14 protein-coding genes and 1 pseudogene are annotated in these 15048 nt (G+C 67.5%); 8 read left to right on the top strand and 7 right to left on the bottom strand.

The genetic code is table 11. From position 1 onward, the window contains the following. Positions 1 to 185: 185 nt before the first annotated feature. Positions 186 to 1385, top strand: coding sequence for an AraC family transcriptional regulator (locus J8I82_RS16945; RefSeq protein WP_209759490.1), 1200 nt, complete (start codon positions 186 to 188; stop codon positions 1383 to 1385). A gap of 6 nt (positions 1386 to 1391) precedes the next feature. Here the strand turns inward: J8I82_RS16945 and J8I82_RS16940 are convergent, their stop codons facing one another. From J8I82_RS16940 to J8I82_RS16930, 3 genes are all read right to left on the bottom strand, one after another. Continuing rightward, a complete protein-coding gene (locus tag J8I82_RS16940; RefSeq protein WP_209759489.1) occupies positions 1392 to 1598 on the bottom strand; it encodes a DUF6494 family protein in 207 nt (68 codons plus the stop codon). A gap of 90 nt (positions 1599 to 1688) precedes the next feature. Further along, positions 1689 to 2939 (bottom strand): CaiB/BaiF CoA transferase family protein, encoded by a 1251-nt coding sequence (locus J8I82_RS16935; protein ID WP_209759486.1) that lies wholly within the window; start codon positions 2937 to 2939, stop codon positions 1689 to 1691. 1 nt (position 2940) lies between these two features. Next, positions 2941 to 3855 (bottom strand): SDR family NAD(P)-dependent oxidoreductase, encoded by a 915-nt coding sequence (locus J8I82_RS16930; protein ID WP_133094880.1) that lies wholly within the window; start codon positions 3853 to 3855, stop codon positions 2941 to 2943. Between the two features lie 303 nt (positions 3856 to 4158). Between J8I82_RS16930 and J8I82_RS16925 the strand changes: the two genes are divergently transcribed. Next, entirely contained in the window at positions 4159 to 5061 is a 903-nt protein-coding gene (locus J8I82_RS16925) for a LysR family transcriptional regulator (RefSeq protein WP_209759485.1), read from the top strand. Between the two features lie 66 nt (positions 5062 to 5127). Here J8I82_RS16925 and J8I82_RS16920 read toward each other — a convergent pair whose 3' ends face one another. Together J8I82_RS16920 and J8I82_RS16915 are read right to left on the bottom strand one after the other, a co-directional pair. Beyond that, a complete protein-coding gene (locus tag J8I82_RS16920; RefSeq protein WP_209759483.1) occupies positions 5128 to 5637 on the bottom strand; it encodes a DUF2628 domain-containing protein in 510 nt (169 codons plus the stop codon). Between the two features lie 151 nt (positions 5638 to 5788). Then, positions 5789 to 6256, bottom strand: a complete 468-nt coding sequence (locus J8I82_RS16915; protein WP_209759480.1) for an MgtC/SapB family protein — start codon at positions 6254 to 6256, stop codon at positions 5789 to 5791. Between the two features lie 509 nt (positions 6257 to 6765). Here J8I82_RS16915 and J8I82_RS16910 point away from each other — a divergent pair. From J8I82_RS16910 to J8I82_RS39620, 6 genes and pseudogenes are all read left to right on the top strand, one after another. Further along, a complete protein-coding gene (locus tag J8I82_RS16910; RefSeq protein ID WP_209759479.1) occupies positions 6766 to 7935 on the top strand; it encodes an acyl-CoA dehydrogenase family protein in 1170 nt (389 codons plus the stop codon). 10 nt (positions 7936 to 7945) lie between these two features. Next, positions 7946 to 9145, top strand: a complete 1200-nt coding sequence (locus tag J8I82_RS16905) for a CaiB/BaiF CoA transferase family protein (RefSeq protein ID WP_209759477.1) — start codon at positions 7946 to 7948, stop codon at positions 9143 to 9145. A 79-nt stretch (positions 9146 to 9224) separates the two neighbouring features. Beyond that, entirely contained in the window at positions 9225 to 10607 is a 1383-nt protein-coding gene (locus J8I82_RS16900) for an MmgE/PrpD family protein (RefSeq protein WP_209759475.1), read from the top strand. Positions 10608 to 10617: 10 nt separating this feature from the next. Then, a complete protein-coding gene (locus J8I82_RS16895; RefSeq protein WP_209759473.1) occupies positions 10618 to 11442 on the top strand; it encodes an HpcH/HpaI aldolase/citrate lyase family protein in 825 nt (274 codons plus the stop codon). A 37-nt stretch (positions 11443 to 11479) separates the two neighbouring features. Continuing rightward, positions 11480 to 12346: an HTD2 family dehydratase gene (locus J8I82_RS16890; protein ID WP_209759471.1), complete on the top strand. Its 867-nt coding sequence runs from the start codon at positions 11480 to 11482 to the stop codon at positions 12344 to 12346. A 121-nt stretch (positions 12347 to 12467) separates the two neighbouring features. Further along, a pseudogene (locus J8I82_RS39620) lies at positions 12468 to 12677 on the top strand (integrase arm-type DNA-binding domain-containing protein); the annotation flags it as partial. 153 nt (positions 12678 to 12830) lie between these two features. Here the strand turns inward: J8I82_RS39620 and J8I82_RS16885 are convergent. Then, positions 12831 to 13172, bottom strand: a complete 342-nt coding sequence (locus J8I82_RS16885; protein ID WP_209759469.1) for a hypothetical protein — start codon at positions 13170 to 13172, stop codon at positions 12831 to 12833. Between the two features lie 48 nt (positions 13173 to 13220). Further along, positions 13221 to 14996 (bottom strand): ShlB/FhaC/HecB family hemolysin secretion/activation protein, encoded by a 1776-nt coding sequence (locus J8I82_RS16880; RefSeq protein WP_209759467.1) that lies wholly within the window; start codon positions 14994 to 14996, stop codon positions 13221 to 13223. Between the last annotated feature and the right edge of the window lie 52 nt (positions 14997 to 15048).

Raw genomic sequence — 15048 nt, 5'->3', positions numbered from 1 at the left:
CAGCCGGAGAGTGCGGGATGCTGCGGTGCGTGGACAATGACCAGACGGGCCAAAATGATTGGCCGAATCGTTCAGGCAAAAGGCAGGCTTTGGCAAATCCCGATTGTGCGGTGCAGCCGGCGCTTGCTAAGGTGGCGCCAAGACCGGGAATGTCCGCGCCGGCGCGCCACGTGACGAGGAGACCCATGCACACCGCTGTCCTGCCATCGCTGCGCCTGCCAGTACCGGGCAAGCTGCACATCGCCGGCGCCCCCATCTCCCGCACAAGGCAGGGTCCGGTGCCCGGCAGTGCCGCGCGCATGCCCGGCGCGGCACAAGCCGGGGAAGCCATGGCAGCCGTGGCTGCCCAGGCCCCGGCACGCCACACGGTCGCGATCCAGCACGTGCACCGCATCCTTCAGGGTGCGCGCCGCCTCGGCCACGACGTCGACGCATTGCTGCGCCGCGCTGGCGTTTCGCCGGCACTGCTGGCCTCCCCCAGCGCGCGCGTGACCCAGGGTCAGTACGCGGCGCTGATCCGCACCCTGCGCCGCGTCATGCGCGACGAGCTGTGGGGGCTGCTGGAGCGGCCGGTTCCGCCGGGCACGTTTGCCCAGACGGCACGCGCCATGATCCATTGCGCCACGCTGGAAGACGCGATCCACGCCGCCATGCGCCTGTACCGGCTGCATCTCGATGCCTTTACACCGCGACTGCAGGTCAGCGCCGACGGCAAAATCGCCTCGATCCGGCTGCACCGGCGCGCACCGACCTCCGCATGCCGCAGCTTCGCGGAATCGACCTTTGTGTTCCAGGGCTATGCGCTGGTGAGCTGGCTGGTGGCGCAGCATATCCCGCTGCTGCGCGTCGACCTGGCCAACGAACGCCCGCAGGGCTGCAGCGACACCGAACGCGTGTTCAAGACCGCCGTGCACTACGGCCAGCCGGTCACGGCGCTGCATTTCGATGCCGCCTGCCTGCGCCTGCCGGTGATGCAGGACGGCGGCAGCCTGCGCGCCTTCCTGCAGGAAGCGCCGCGCAATCTGCTGATCCGCTACCGCGACAGCTGCTGCCTGGCCGAACGCATCCGCCAGCACCTGCGCTCGCACCTGAACGACGAACTGCCCTCGCTCGAGCAGATGGCGCAGATGCTGCGCCTGACGCCGCAGACGCTGCGCCGCCGGCTGCGCGACGAGGGCCGCGGCTACCAGAGCATCAAGGACAGCCTGCGCCGCGATGTCGCCATCGGCATGCTGGAGCACCCCGGCATGACACTGCAGGAAGTGGCGCTGCGCCTCGGCTTCTCGGAGCCGAGCACATTCCACCGCGCGTTCAAGAAGTGGACCGGCGTGGCGCCCGGCGAGTACCGGTTGCGGGGGCTGCGCGGCGAACTGGAGGCGGCCTGAGGCGCGCTATTCAAGCTGGATCTCGCCGTCGAATTTCGCCTTGAGCTTCGCCGCCGGCAGTTCCAGGGTCATCGTCACCGGAAAGCGCCCGGTGGCGGCGATGGTGCCGTCGGCAATGGCCTGGGCGATCGCCTGCTCGATCTCGCGCTGGGAACTGACGCCGACGACCTTGAGGAACTTGCGGATGCTGAGGTTGAAGGTTTCCTCATCCATGTGCTGTCTCCGGAAGCTGGGCGCGCGGTGCGCCCTGGAAACAGCCTAGGCGATGCGGGGGCTTTGTGCAGGCCCCCCGGGGCCTGTGCTTCAGATGACGCCCTGCTCCCGCAGCACGGCAATGCGTGCGGCGGACAAACCCAGCACGCCTTCCAGCACGCGCTCGGTATGCTGTCCCAGTCGCGGCGGCGGCGCATCGTACTGCACCGGCGTCGCCGACAGCCGCAACGGGCTCTTGACGGTCGGGCAAAGGCTGCCGTCGTCGCGCACCAGATCGACCTGCAGCTCGCGGTGCCGCACCTGCGGGTCTTCCAGCACCTGGCCGTAGTTGTTGATCGGCCCGCACGGGATGCCCTGCGCTTCCAGCGCCTGGACCCAGTGGGCGGTCGCGCGCGTGCGCATGTGCGCCTCCAGCATCGGCACCAGCGTCTCGCGGTGGACGATGCGGCCGGGACCGGTGGCAAAGCGCTCGTCCGCGGCCAGGTCGGCGCGTTCGATGCCGCGGCAATAGGCCTGCCACTGCCCGTCGTTGCCCGCCGCCACGATCATGTAGCCATCGGCGGTGGCGAACACATGGTAAGGCACCATGTTGGCGTGCGCGTTGCCAAAGCGCGGCATGGCCTTGCCGGTCACGCGCTGGGCGATGATCGGCGTGGCACCGACCGCCACCACCGCGTCAAGCAGCGCCATGTCGATATGCTGGCCCTCGCCGGTGCGTTCGGCATGGCGCAGCGCGCCCAGCACGGCCACCGTGGCATACATGCCGGTCAGCATGTCGACCACCGCGACGCCGACCTTCTGCGGCCCGCCGCCGGGCAGGTCGTCGCGCTCGCCGGTGACGCTCATCAGGCCGCCGAGGCCCTGGAAGATGAAGTCGTAGCCGGGCTTGTGCGCGCTCGGCCCGGTCTGGCCGTAGCCCGTGATCGAGCAATAGACGATGGCCGGGTTGACCGCCTTCAGGCTTTCATAGTCCAGCCCGTAGCGCTTCAGGTCGCCGACCTTGTAGTTCTCCAGCACGATCTGCGACTTCGCCGCCAGTTCGCGCACGATCGCCTGCCCTTCCGGGCTGGCGATATCCAGCGTCACCGACTGCTTGCCGCGGTTGGCGCCGGCAAAGTAGGTGGCGTCGCGCGACGGCTGGCCGTTCGCATCGGGCAGCCAGGGCGGCCCCCACGATCGGGTGTCGTCGCCGGCGCCGGGGCGCTCCACCTTGATGACCTCGGCCCCCAGGTCGGCCAGGTTCTGCGCGCACCACGGTCCGGCCAGGATGCGGGACAGATCGAGCACCCGTACGCCCTCGAGGGCGCCACGGGTGCCGGGCAGGGATTGCGCCCCCGCCATCTCAGATCGGGTCCCAGCCGATCACGTCGGGCGAACGCTCCAGCTTGAAGAAGCTGTTGCGCATCGCCGGCATGGCGATCTCGGCCACGCTTTCCGGGGTCCAGCCTTCGCTCATGTGCACCGAGCGCACCGGGCGCGGCTGGCTCATCAGCATGATCTCGTTGGCGCGCACCGCGAAGATCTGGGCGTTGACTTCGGACGCAGCGTCGCTGGCCAGGTACACCGCTACCGGGGCGATCTTGCCGGCTTCCATCTTCTGCAGCTTGGCGACGCGGGCCTTTTCTTCCGGTGTTTCAGCGGGGATCGAGCTGGTCATGCGGCTCCACGCGAACGGCGCGATACAGTTCGAGCGCACGTTGAAACGCTGCATGTCCAGCGCGATCGACTTCGACAACGCGGCGATGCCCAGCTTGGCCGCCGAGTAGTTGGCCTGGCCCAGGTTGCCGATCAGGCCGGAGGTCGAGGTCATGTGCACGTAGGCACCGCTCTCCTGGTCCTTGAAGTAACTGGCCGCCGCGCGGCTGACGAAGAACGTGCCATGCAGGTGCACGTCGATCACCGAGCGCCACTCTTCCTCGTTCATCTTGAAGAACATGCGGTCGCGCAGGTTGCCCGCGTTGTTGACCACCGCGTCGATGCGGCCGAAATTGTCCAGCGCGCACTGCACGATGGCATTGGCGCCGTTCCAGGTCGAGACGCTGTCCGTGTTGGCCACGGCCTCGCCACCGGCGGCGCGGATTTCTTCCACCACGCGCTGCGCGGGGCCGGTGTCGCCGCCCTCGCCGGTCATCGACACGCCGAGGTCATTGACCACCACCTTGGCCCCGGCGGCGGCCATTGCCAGCGCGATGCCGCGCCCGATCCCGCCACCCGCGCCCGTCACCAGCGCAACCTTGCCTGCCATCAAACCGCTCATTGCCTTGCTCCTCTCGAATCCTCTGAAATCCTGTCGTCCGGTCACCGCTGCCGTCGGCAGGGCGATCACGGTGCGTACGGCGAAACCGGCGAAACCGGGGTATGTGGTGCGATGATCGTCCGGATTCGCCGTTCACATGCCGGTCCGGTCCGAATTCCGGTGCGATTATCGGCACGCCGCCTGGCGGGCGACGCCCGGGTGCTGTCATTCCGGATGTCATTGCCGCGTGGGATACGATAAATTGGCATCCGCGTCTTTGGAATTCACGAATCACAAAAGTGGCCTTTGGCCTGACGGAAGCCCATGCATTACGACCTGACCGATCTGCGCCTTTTCCTGAACGTCGGCGAGACGGAGAACCTGACCCGCGCCGCAGAGCGCAGCTTCCTGTCGCTGCCGGCGGCCAGCACCCGGATCAAGCAGCTGGAAGAGGCGTTCCAGACACAATTGCTGATCCGCCAGGTCAAGGGCGTGCGCCTCACTCCGGCGGGCGATGCGCTGCTGCGCCATGCGCGCGAGGTCTTCCGCGAGCTGGAATGCCTGCATTCCGACCTGCGCCCCTATGCCAAGGGCATCAAGGGCCGCGTGCGGCTGCTGGCCAATACCACCGCCACCAACTCCTTCCTGGCCACGGGCGTGTCGCGTTTCCTGACCGAGAACCCGGACGTGGACATCGAGCTGGAGGAGCACCTGTCGCAGGAAATCGTCTCGGCCATCAGCGCGGGGGCGGCCGACCTCGGCATCGTGGCGGGCGAGGTCGCGACCCAGGACCTGGACGTGATGCACCTGTGCAGCGACGAACTGATCGTGATCGCGCCGGTGAACCATCCGCTGCCGGCGTTCAAGCGGCTGCATTTCGCCGACCTGCTCGATACCTGCCGCTTCGTCGGGCTGAACCAGTTCAGCGCGATCCAGTCGTTCCTGGACCGCATCGCCAGCGGCATGGGCAAGCGCATCAGCCTGCGCATCCAGGTCGGCAGCTTCGACGCCGTCTGCCGCATGGTAGAAGCCGGCGCCGGCATCGCCATCGTGCCCAACAGCTGCGCGCGGCGCTACGCCAGCCGCAAGGTGCTGCGCTTTATCCAGCTGGAAGACGAATGGGCCAAGCGCGAGCTGCGCCTGGTCCGGCGCCCCGGGCGCGAACTGCCCCAGTTCGCCGAGACCCTGATCCAGTACCTGGTCGACGCGTCGCGCGAGCCGGTGTAAGGGCCGGTGTAAGGGCCGGTGTAAGGGCCGATACAAGCCGGTACAAGCCGGTCTGAGCGCGGCGCTCTAGCCGGCAAGCAGGCCCGTGGAGTGGGCCACCAGCCCGGCCAGCGGACGCAGCGAGACCACCATCACCGCCAGCAGCAGCCCCATGGCGAATACGCCCGGCCAGCTGGTGCGGCCGCAGCGCGCCAGCGAATCGTGAACCAGTTCCGGAGACCAGTGGTACTCGCGCAGGCGCCGGATGGTGGACTCGGCATGCCAGCGGTACAGCTGGTTGCCATACATGCCCAGCAGCAGCGCCAGCGCATAAAGCAGCGGCCGGGACAGCGCCAGCGGCATGTCGACGCGGAACAGCGCGTGCAGCACCGGCTCCGTGCAGACGATCAGGGCATAGACGCCCACTTGCCAGTACATGCGCCGGTAGGCCATCCAGAACGGGCCCAACAGGCACGCCGCCCAGTTCCACGACATGCCGCCGCGTACCTTGGCCAGAGCCCAGCGGCTGCTGTAATACGCGTAGCGCGGCCCCACGAAAGCAGCCAGCGCCGCTTCGTCACGGATCGATGATTTCATGCCACCCTCCCTGCCTGCAACCTGCGCCGTCATCTCGGAGCAGTGTCCGCACAGCATAGGCCGGCGCGCGCCGGCACTGCGTGCGCTGGCGCGCATTGAAGGGGGATTGGCGCGAGCCCGGCGGAAGCCTCGCGTATTGTGACCCGTAGCGCTATTTCAGGCGCAGCAGGATCTGCAGGATGACCAGCGTAAAGACCGTGGCGATCACCGCCGTGGTGTCGCGCCCGAGACCGGCCGCCACGCCGATTGCCGCCACCATCCAGATGCTGGCTGCCGTGGTCAGGCCCTTGATGTCGGCTTCGCTGTTGTGTTTCAGGATCGCACCTGCGCCCAGGAAGCCGATCCCGGCGGTCAGCCCCTGCAGCACGCGGCTGATGTCCGACAGCGGCACGCCCGCCTCCAGCGGCACCAGCACAAACAGCGCCGAGCCCAGCGCCACCAGCATATGGGTGCGCAGCCCGGCGGCCTTGCCCGAGGCCTCCCGCTCATAGCCGATCAGCCCGCCCAGCACCACCGCCATGGTCAGCCGCAGCAAGATGCGGGTGGCGTCGCCGGCGTCGGACACATCGCTGAACTCGGCGCGGATGGCGCTGTAGATTTCCGACCAGACACCGTCCATCGCTCGCCTCCAGGTGCTGTGGTACAGACCTGAGCGTAGCACGCGCCGCAGGGTCCTGGCGCTGGCGGCGCGCTCGATGCGGCGGCGCCTTACCGGTCCGTGCGGCGGCGTCCTACACGGCAAGCGGAACCTCCCCGACAGTCCCGCCGCGGGCCCGACCCTATATTGGAATCACCACGACTAGTGCAAAACAGGAGCTACACCATGCCCTACATCCTCGCCTGGCTACTTGGTGTCCCGGCCTTTGTCCTCATCCTGATCTGGCTGTTCGTACACTGACACCAACCAACCCGCGGGGCCGCGCGCCCTGCCATTCAAAGACCCGTGAAATACCGCGAAAACGCCCGGCACAGCCGGGCGTCTTGCATTGCGCAACCCGCTGCGCAACCAGGTGCATAGCGCGCCGCAAGCGCTTCCGGCGGCCCTAAGCCGCTCTTTCGCAAATCCGAATTTCGGCTGGCGGGGGGGTCGGGAATAATGGCCCCATTCGAAATAGACGGGGCTTCCCCATGCTTGCAGAACAGGATCCGGAACTGCTGTATCCCGAAATCCGCGAGGCCGTGCGCGACCTGTGCGCCGGCTTCGACTCGGCATACTGGCAGCGCGTGGAAGAGCAGGAAGCCTTTCCCGAGCGCTTCGTGCAGGCGCTGACCCAGGCCGGCTGGCTGTCAGCCCTGATCCCCGAGACCTATGGCGGCTCTGGCCTGTCCCTGACCGCGGCCTCGGTCATCATGGAAGAAATCAACCGCAGCGGCGGCAATTCCGGCGCCTGCCACGGCCAGATGTACGTGATGGGCTGCCTGCTGCGCCACGGCTCCGAGGAACAGAAGCAGCGCTGGCTGCCCGGCATCGCCTCGGGCGAGCTGCGCATGCAGTCGATGGCCGTCACCGAGCCCACCACCGGCACCGACACCACCAAGCTCAAGACCACCGCGGTACGCCAGGGCGACAAGTACATCGTCAATGGCCAGAAGGTATGGATTTCGCGCGTGCAGCACTCCGACCTGATGCTGCTGCTGGCGCGCACCACGCCGCTGGACCAGGTCAAGCGCAAGTCCGAGGGACTGTCGGTGTTCGTGGTCGACCTGCGCGATGCCATCGGCAAGGGCCTGACGGTCAAGCCGATCCGCAATATGGTCAACCACGAGACCAACGAGCTGTTCTTCGACAACCTCGAAGTGCCGGCCGCGAACCTGATCGGCGAGGAAGGCAAGGGCCTGAAATACATCCTCGACGGGCTCAACGCCGAGCGCATCCTGATCGCCGCCGAGTGCGTGGGCGACGGCTACTGGTTCGTCGAGCGCGCCAGCAACTATGCGCGCGACCGCATCGTGTTCGACCGCCCGATCGGCCAGAACCAGGCCGTGCAGTTCCCGATCGCGCGCTCGTATATCAACGTCGAAGCCGCCAGCATGATGCGCTACAAGGCCGCGCGCCTGTTCGACGCCGGCAGGCCCTGCGGCAAGGAAGCCAATATCGCCAAGCTGCTGGCCGCCGATGCTTCATGGGAAGCGGCCAACGTCTGCCTGCAGACTCACGGCGGCTTCGGCTTTGCCGCCGAATACGACATCGAGCGCAAGTTCCGCGAAACGCGCCTGTACCAGGTCGCGCCGATTTCCACCAACCTGATCCTGTCCTACGTGGCCGAGCACGTGCTCGAACTGCCGCGTTCGTTCTGAGGCTTTTTGCATGTCCCCTGACAACTCCAAAGGCATCCGCCCGCTTGACGGCATCCGCGTGGTTTCGCTGGAGCACGCGGTTGCGGCCCCCTTCGCCACTCGCCAGCTTGCCGACCTTGGTGCCCGCGTCATCAAGATCGAGCGTCCCGGCGTGGGCGACTTCGCGCGCGGCTATGACCAGTCCGTGCACGGGCAGGCCTCGTACTTTGTGTGGCTCAACCGGGGCAAGGAAAGCCTGACCCTGGATCTGAAGGATCAAGAGGCGCAGACCATCCTGCACCGGCTGCTGGCCGATGCCGATGTGCTGGTGCAGAACCTCGCCCCCGGCGCGGCCGCGCGCATGGGCCTGGACTTCGACAGCCTGCACGGCAAGTACGACAAGCTCATCGTCTGCGACATCTCGGGCTATGGCGACTCCGGTCCCTATCGCGACAAGAAGGCCTACGACCTGCTGATCCAGGCCGCCGCCGGCCTGGTGGGCCTTACCGGCGGCCCGAACGAGCCGTCGCGCGCCGGCGTTTCGATCGCCGACATCTCGGCCGGCATGTACGCCTACAGCGGCATCCTTTCGGCGCTGCTGCAGCGTGGCCGCACCGGCAAGGGCCTGCGCGTGCAGGTGACCATGCTCGAGGCGATGGCCGAGTGGATGAACCAGGTGCTCTACTTCGGCCACTACGGCGGCAAGCCGCCGGCGCGCTTCGGTGCTTCGCATCCGACCATCGCACCGTATGGCGTGCATCGCACCGGCAATGGCAGCGTGATCTTCAGCGTGCAGAACGAACGCGAGTTCGCCAATTTCTGCGAGATCGTGCTCGGCAACCGGGAACTGGCGCAGGACGAACGCTTCTCCAGCAATACGGCCCGCGTGCGCAATCGCCCCGAACTCACCGCCATCATCGAAGCGCGCTTCGCGTCGATGACGGTGGCGCAGGCCGAGGCACTGCTCGACGAGGCGCAGATCGCCAATGCCCCGATGAACGACATCGAGGGCGTATGGAACCATCCGCAGTTGCAGGCACGCCAGCGCTGGCGCGAAGTGGCCACCCCGGGCGGACCGATCGGCGCGCTGCTGCCGCCCGCCAACCTGTCGGGCGTGGAGCCTGTCATGGGCGACGTACCGGCACTGGGCGCGCACAGCCGGCAGATCCTGGCCGAGCTCGGCTACACCGACGGCGACATCGCCGCGCTTGCCGACAAGCAGACCATCTGAACGCACGACGCCCGGCCGTCCCGCACAGGCCGCCGGGCTTCATTCCTTTCCACGCAACCAATTCCACACCGGAGCCGGCATGAGCCAAGCCGCAGACACCACCTACCCGACCCGCCAGCTGTGCCAGTTCCTGGCCGACTTCAAGCTCGCGGACGTGCCCGCGCCCGTGATCGAGCGCACCAAGGACCTGTTCCTTGACTGGATCGCCTCGGCCATCGCCGGCAAGGACGCCCCGGCCGTGCGCCGCCTGCAGGAATTCGCAGCGGCCATGGGCCCCGCGCAGGGCGACGCCGAAGTGCTGGTCGACCGCCGCCGCACCTCGCCCTACTTCGCCGCGCTGATCAACGGCGCGTCGTCGCACGTGGTCGAGCAGGACGACGTGCACAACGGCTCGGTGCTGCACCCGGCCGCGGTGGTGTTCCCGGCCGTGGTCGCCGCGGCGCAGGCCGAAGGCAAGACCGGCGCCGAGGTGCTGCTGGCGTCGATCGCCGGCTATGAGGCCGGCATCCGCATCGGCGAGTTCATGGGGCGCTCGCACTACACCGTGTTCCACACCACCGGCACGGTCGGCACGCTCGCCGCCGCGGCCGCCGTGGCCAAGCTCTACAACCTGGATGCCGAAGGCATCAACCAGGCGCTGGGTTCGGCCGGCACGCAGGCCGCCGGCCTGTGGGAGTTCCTGCGCGACGCCGCCGATTCCAAGCAGCTGCACACCGCCAAGGCCGCGGCCGACGGCCTGCAATCGGCGTGGCTGGCGCGTGCGGGCTTCACCGGCGCGAAGCAGATCCTCGAAGGCAAGCAGGGCATGGCCGCCGGCATGTCGAGCGACGCCAATCCCGCCGCGCTGACCGATGGCCTGGGCACCCGCTGGGCCACCGCCGAGACCTCGTTCAAGTTCTTTGCCTCGTGCCGCCACACGCACCCGGCCGCCGACGCGCTCAAGGTGCTGATGCAGCACGAAGGCATCGGCGCGGACCAGATTGCCAGCGTCACCACCCACGTGCACCAGGGCGCGATCGACGTGCTCGGACCGGTGGTCAATCCGGCCACCATCCACCAGGCCAAGTTCTCGATGGGCACGGTGCTGGGCCTGGTTGCCGTGCATGGCCACGCCGGCCTGGCGGAATTCGAGCAGCACGCGCTGCCCGACGCGAAAGTCGTCGACTTCCGCGGCAAGGTCACGATGGAACTCGACCAGGAAATCAACGCCGCCTACCCGCGCCAGTGGATCGGCCGCGTCACGGTGAAGACCACCGACGGCCGCACGCTGGCCGCACGCGTGGACGTGCCCAAGGGCGACCCGGACAACACCCTGTCGCGCCCGGAGCTGGAAGCCAAGGCGCTGCAGCTGGGCGCGTTCCGCAACGGTGCCAACGAGGCCGAGATGCGCGCCATCATCGCGCGCGTGTGGGCACTGGAGCAGGCGCCCAATGTCAACGACTGGCTGCCCGCTGCTCGCTGAGGAACGCCGCATGACTACTGCCGTCACCTACCTGTTCGTCCCCGGCGACCGGCCGGAGCGCTTTGACAAGGCCGCCGCCGCGAGCCCCGACGTGATGATCCTCGACCTTGAGGACGCCGTGCACCCCGACGCCAAGCCCGCCGCGCGCGAAGCCATTGGCGCCTGGCTGGCCGGCCAGCCCGCCGCGCGCGCCATGGTCCGCATCAACGACAGCGCCTCGCCGGCGTTTCCCGCCGACCTGGCCTGGCTGCGCTCGCTGCCGGCCGGCACAGCGCTGGCCGGCCTGATGGTGCCCAAGGCCGAAGACGCCGCCGCGCTGGCGCAGATCGCGCAGGCGCTGCACGCGATCAACCCGCAGGGCGAGCTGGTCGCCATCATCGAGACCGCGCTCGGCCTGCACCAGGTCGACACGGTGGCCACGGCCAGCGGCGTGGCACGGCTCGCGTTCGGCTCGCTCGACTATGCCGTCGACCTGGGCTGCAGCCACACCCGCGACGCGCTGGCGTTTGCGCGCGCCCGCATCGTGCTGGCTTCGCGCGTCGCCGGGCTGCCGCCGCCGGTGGACGGCGTCACCACCGCGCTGAAGGATGAAGCCGTGCTGGCCAGCGACGTCGCCTACGCGCGCGAACTCGGCTTTGCCGGCAAGCTGTGCATCCACCCGGCGCAGCTGGGCGCGGTGCGCGCCGGCTTCCTGCCCAGCGCAGAACAGCTGGACTGGGCCCGCCGCGTGCTCGACGCCACCGCCAGCGGCAGCCATGCCGTGCAGGTCGATGGCAAGATGGTCGACCGGCCCGTGATCGAGCAGGCCAAACGCCTGCTGGCGCTGGCGCAATAGCACCCCGCCTTCCTGTCTAACCCGAACCTGCAAGCCCATGACTGACGCCACTTCCGAACTCGAACGCCTGCGCGGCTGGATCGGCCGCAGCGAATCGCGCACCGAAACGCTGTCGCCCGAACCGGTGACCGGCCTGGCCGCCACCTTCGACCTCGACCCCGAGGCCATCGCCGCGGGCCCGCTGCCGCCGCTGTGGCACTGGCTGTATTTCCTGCCGCGCGCCCAGCAGCGCGACATCGGCCGCGACGGCCACCCGCACCTCGGCGGCTTCATGCCGCCGGTGCCGCTGCCGCGGCGCATGTGGGCCGGCAGCGAGCTGACCTTCAGCCATCCGCTGCATATCGGCGATACCGTCACGCGCACTTCCACCATCGCGGACGTGCAGTACAAGACTGGCCGCAGCGGCGAACTGTGGTTCGTCGCGGTCGACCATGAACTGACGGTGAACGGCAAGACCGCGATCAACGAGCGCCATGACATCGTCTACCGCGCCATGCCGGACCCGTCCAAACCGCAGCCGCCGCGCCCGCGCCTGGAACACACCGCCCGGTGGCAGCGCACGCTGCAGGCCGACGCGGTCATGCTGTTCCGCTATTCGGCGCTGACCTTCAACGGCCACCGCATCCACTACGACCGCGCCTACACGCGCGATGTCGAGGGCTATCCCGGCCTGGTGGTGCATGGCCCGATGCAGGCCATGCTGATGCTGGACCTGGTGGCACGCGAGGCTCCGCAGGCGCGCGTCAAGCGCTTCGGCTTCCGCGGCCTGGCGCCGCTGTTTGACCAGGACACCATCATTGTTGGCGCTGCGCCGGATGCCGCGCAACCTGGACGGCTGGTGTTGTGGACGGGTGATGATGCTGGTGGGCAGGCGATGCAGGGGTGGGCGGAGATAGAAGGGTAATGGCGAGGGCCGCAGGCTGATGCTCTGCCGGACCTCCCTTGGATTGAGGCCGACAGGGTAGAAGGATTTGCAGTACTGGTGAGATGTTGTCGCTGGTTGAGCCGCCTGGGGTTCCGCCCTCCTGGGTGGGTCACTTTTTGGCCAAGCGCCAAAAAGTAACCAAAATACTATCCGTGGCGTCTCCCGCCTCTGGCTGGTCCGCTACACCCTTGCGGGCAAGGCCCGCACCATGAGCCTGGGCAGCATGGAGAACGTGCCGCTGGAGGCTGCCATTGCCGCCGCTGCAGCGGCGCGTGCCGATGTGCGTCTGCACGGCGTGGACGTGCTGGCCGAACGCCGTGTCCAGCGTGCCCGGCAGCAAGTTGAACTGGTCCAGGCCCGCGCGCTAGAGCCGGCGCCGGTGCGCAAGGCCGGCCACACCTTTGGCGAGGTTACGCGGGAGGGGCACATGATTGACGAGGCGTTGCCAGGCGCCAGCCTGACTTCAGCATCGACGATGCGCGCTGCGCGAATGGCCGGCATCCATCCGGGCGACGTGGATCTGCTGGAGCCCGGCTCCGACGAAGCGCGCACCGTGCGCTACATGAAGACCGACGTGCTGTCTCGCATCGAGTCCAGGCACACGCCCCTGCGGGACATGATGCCCTTCATCCACGTCACCCTGCCACCACGGGGTACCGCGAGCGTTGGTGCTCAAGATCGCCCGCGACTTTCGGTAGCTTGCGTGGATTCCGTTCCACTCCGTGATGTGGCAGATGAGTCCTTGCTCCTTAGCCCGCGCATGCAGCTTCGCCAGCGCCGCTTCGTACCGTTCGTCGTTGGTCATGAGTCGCTGCTTAATGCGCGCACTTGGCTGGTACTCTTGGTCATCCACTCAATACTGGTAAGTCACCTGCAATCCGCCCGCGACACTAGCGGTATGAAAGGCCGCCGGCTTGTAGATCGGCATCCCGGCAAACACGTCATAAGACAGCCGGCCAAAGCGGGAGCCAAAGCCGCCGCGCAATCCGATCACGGCCCCAGCCAATGGCCTGCCGACCAGCAGCGCGGTTGATGGGCCGAAGACACGCCCATAGTCCACGCCGGCATAGACAGCCTGGCCGGTGGCCGCAATCGGCGCCTGCAACTCGTTGCGCCAGTAGAAGCCGCTGTCGCCGGCCAGCAGGTTCTCGCCGTCGAAGCCGCGCACGGTGTACCGGCTGCCGATGGTCATCATGTCCAGTGCATAGAGGCGGTCCCCGGTGTACTGGCCCCGGAAGGTCGTCACGAAGCGCAGCGGCTGACCGCCCAACTGGAATGGCACGGACAGGTTGGCGTCCGCCACCAGCATGCGGTAAAGCCACGTAGGGCCGCCGTCAACGGCCAGCGCGTCCGGCTGCGAGCCGAAGCCGCCGATGCCCTGACGGTACGCCAGGCTGCCGTCGAACTGCGCGGCGCCGAAGTAATGGCGGTCGGTGAACCCGGCCTCCAGCACCGTGTTGTTACGGTGCTGCTGTTCGATCTCGGTATCCTCTATGAAGCTCTTGCCGAAACGGCGTGACAGTCGGAACTGAACGCCCAGCACATCGTCCTGACTACGGCGGATCACGCGGTGCAGCTTGAGGTCGGCGGTCTGTGAATTGCCGCTGGAGATGAAGGTCTGGTTTACGCCCGCGATCTGTTGGTAGTAGTTGTTCGAATAGGCCGACAGCGTGGCGGTCCAGTAGTCCCAGGGCACCGAATAGAAGCCGTTCCACCCTCGCGTGCCGTGCTGCTTGTTTCTGAACTCCACGTCCTGCATGTAGCCGATGTTGAACAGGTCATTCAGGCCCAGCGGGTTATCGATGCCGACGCTCATGTTGCCGACCCACTTGCCGGTGGCGCGCGTGCCCGAGTTGTCGACCGAGGCCACCACGGTCCAAGGCTTGGCGCGCTTGACGGTGATGATCACATCGCTGACGCCCGGCATTTGGGTGGGCACTACTCGCATGTCCGCATCCTGGCTGGCGACGCGCTTCATTTGTTCCAGCCCCTGTTCCAGGTCGCGCAGGTTCAACAGGTCGCCCGCGCGGGCCGGAAACGCCGATGTCCATGTGCCGCGCGTATCCGGGGCGGCGAAGCGCAGTTCTCCGATCACACCGGGGATGAGCGACAGGAGCAGCGTGCCAGCACTCAGGTCCTGCTGCGGCAACAATACACGCGTGGTGACATAGCCCCGGCTCAGGATGGCTTGCGACGCGCCCTTGGTCAGTACCTCCAGCCCCTGCTTGCCGATGCAGGCGCCCTGGTAGTGCTCCAGCCAGGCGCGGACAAAGGCAAATGGATCTTGCGGCAGGGCCGAGGCACCTTGTGCCTTCGAATCGGCTGACAGATCGGGCGGCACCTCCAATACGAAGCGGTCGATGCGGAAGCACGGCGTCTCGGTGGGCAGGGCCGGGTACTCGACCGGCGCCACGTCCTGGGCGCGGACACCGGGCGCCTGGACGGCCTGGGCGCGCTCGCGGGCCTCCTGCTGCTGGCGGGTGCGTTGCTCCTGCTCGGCAGCGGTTGTCGCTGCAGTTCTATCAGGTAGTGCTTGTGCAACCGTAGCGGAAGGTAGCGCTAAGGCGAAAAGGGAAAAAGTGGAGACACCGCGCGCCCGGCGGCGCGCGCTTATTTGGAGATTTGACATATGAGGTCGCGAAGATTACTTCGTACTCTCCCCAGTACGAAGATCGAGGCCA

Origin of the sequence: Cupriavidus consociatus, from assembly GCF_017814975.1 — a bacterium.
Classification (GTDB): Bacteria; Pseudomonadota; Gammaproteobacteria; order Burkholderiales; family Burkholderiaceae; genus Cupriavidus; species Cupriavidus consociatus.
This window is presented reverse-complemented; position numbering and strand designations above follow the sequence as displayed.

What these genes read in the sequence shown, in the direction of transcription:
- J8I82_RS16945 (WP_209759490.1), top strand. Translation starts at nt 186, where the DNA reads ATGCACACCGCTGTCCTGCCATCGCTGCGCCTGCCAGTACCGGGCAAG.
- J8I82_RS16940 (WP_209759489.1), bottom strand. Translation starts at nt 1,598, where the DNA reads ATGGATGAGGAAACCTTCAACCTCAGCATCCGCAAGTTCCTCAAGGTC.
- J8I82_RS16935 (WP_209759486.1), bottom strand. Translation starts at nt 2,939, where the DNA reads ATGGCGGGGGCGCAATCCCTGCCCGGCACCCGTGGCGCCCTCGAGGGC.
- J8I82_RS16930 (WP_133094880.1), bottom strand. Translation starts at nt 3,855, where the DNA reads ATGAGCGGTTTGATGGCAGGCAAGGTTGCGCTGGTGACGGGCGCGGGT.
- J8I82_RS16925 (WP_209759485.1), top strand. Translation starts at nt 4,159, where the DNA reads ATGCATTACGACCTGACCGATCTGCGCCTTTTCCTGAACGTCGGCGAG.
- J8I82_RS16920 (WP_209759483.1), bottom strand. Translation starts at nt 5,637, where the DNA reads ATGAAATCATCGATCCGTGACGAAGCGGCGCTGGCTGCTTTCGTGGGG.
- J8I82_RS16915 (WP_209759480.1), bottom strand. Translation starts at nt 6,256, where the DNA reads ATGGACGGTGTCTGGTCGGAAATCTACAGCGCCATCCGCGCCGAGTTC.
- J8I82_RS16910 (WP_209759479.1), top strand. Translation starts at nt 6,766, where the DNA reads ATGCTTGCAGAACAGGATCCGGAACTGCTGTATCCCGAAATCCGCGAG.
- J8I82_RS16905 (WP_209759477.1), top strand. Translation starts at nt 7,946, where the DNA reads ATGTCCCCTGACAACTCCAAAGGCATCCGCCCGCTTGACGGCATCCGC.
- J8I82_RS16900 (WP_209759475.1), top strand. Translation starts at nt 9,225, where the DNA reads ATGAGCCAAGCCGCAGACACCACCTACCCGACCCGCCAGCTGTGCCAG.
- J8I82_RS16895 (WP_209759473.1), top strand. Translation starts at nt 10,618, where the DNA reads ATGACTACTGCCGTCACCTACCTGTTCGTCCCCGGCGACCGGCCGGAG.
- J8I82_RS16890 (WP_209759471.1), top strand. Translation starts at nt 11,480, where the DNA reads ATGACTGACGCCACTTCCGAACTCGAACGCCTGCGCGGCTGGATCGGC.
- J8I82_RS16885 (WP_209759469.1), bottom strand. Translation starts at nt 13,172, where the DNA reads ATGACCAACGACGAACGGTACGAAGCGGCGCTGGCGAAGCTGCATGCG.
- J8I82_RS16880 (WP_209759467.1), bottom strand. Translation starts at nt 14,996, where the DNA reads ATGTCAAATCTCCAAATAAGCGCGCGCCGCCGGGCGCGCGGTGTCTCC.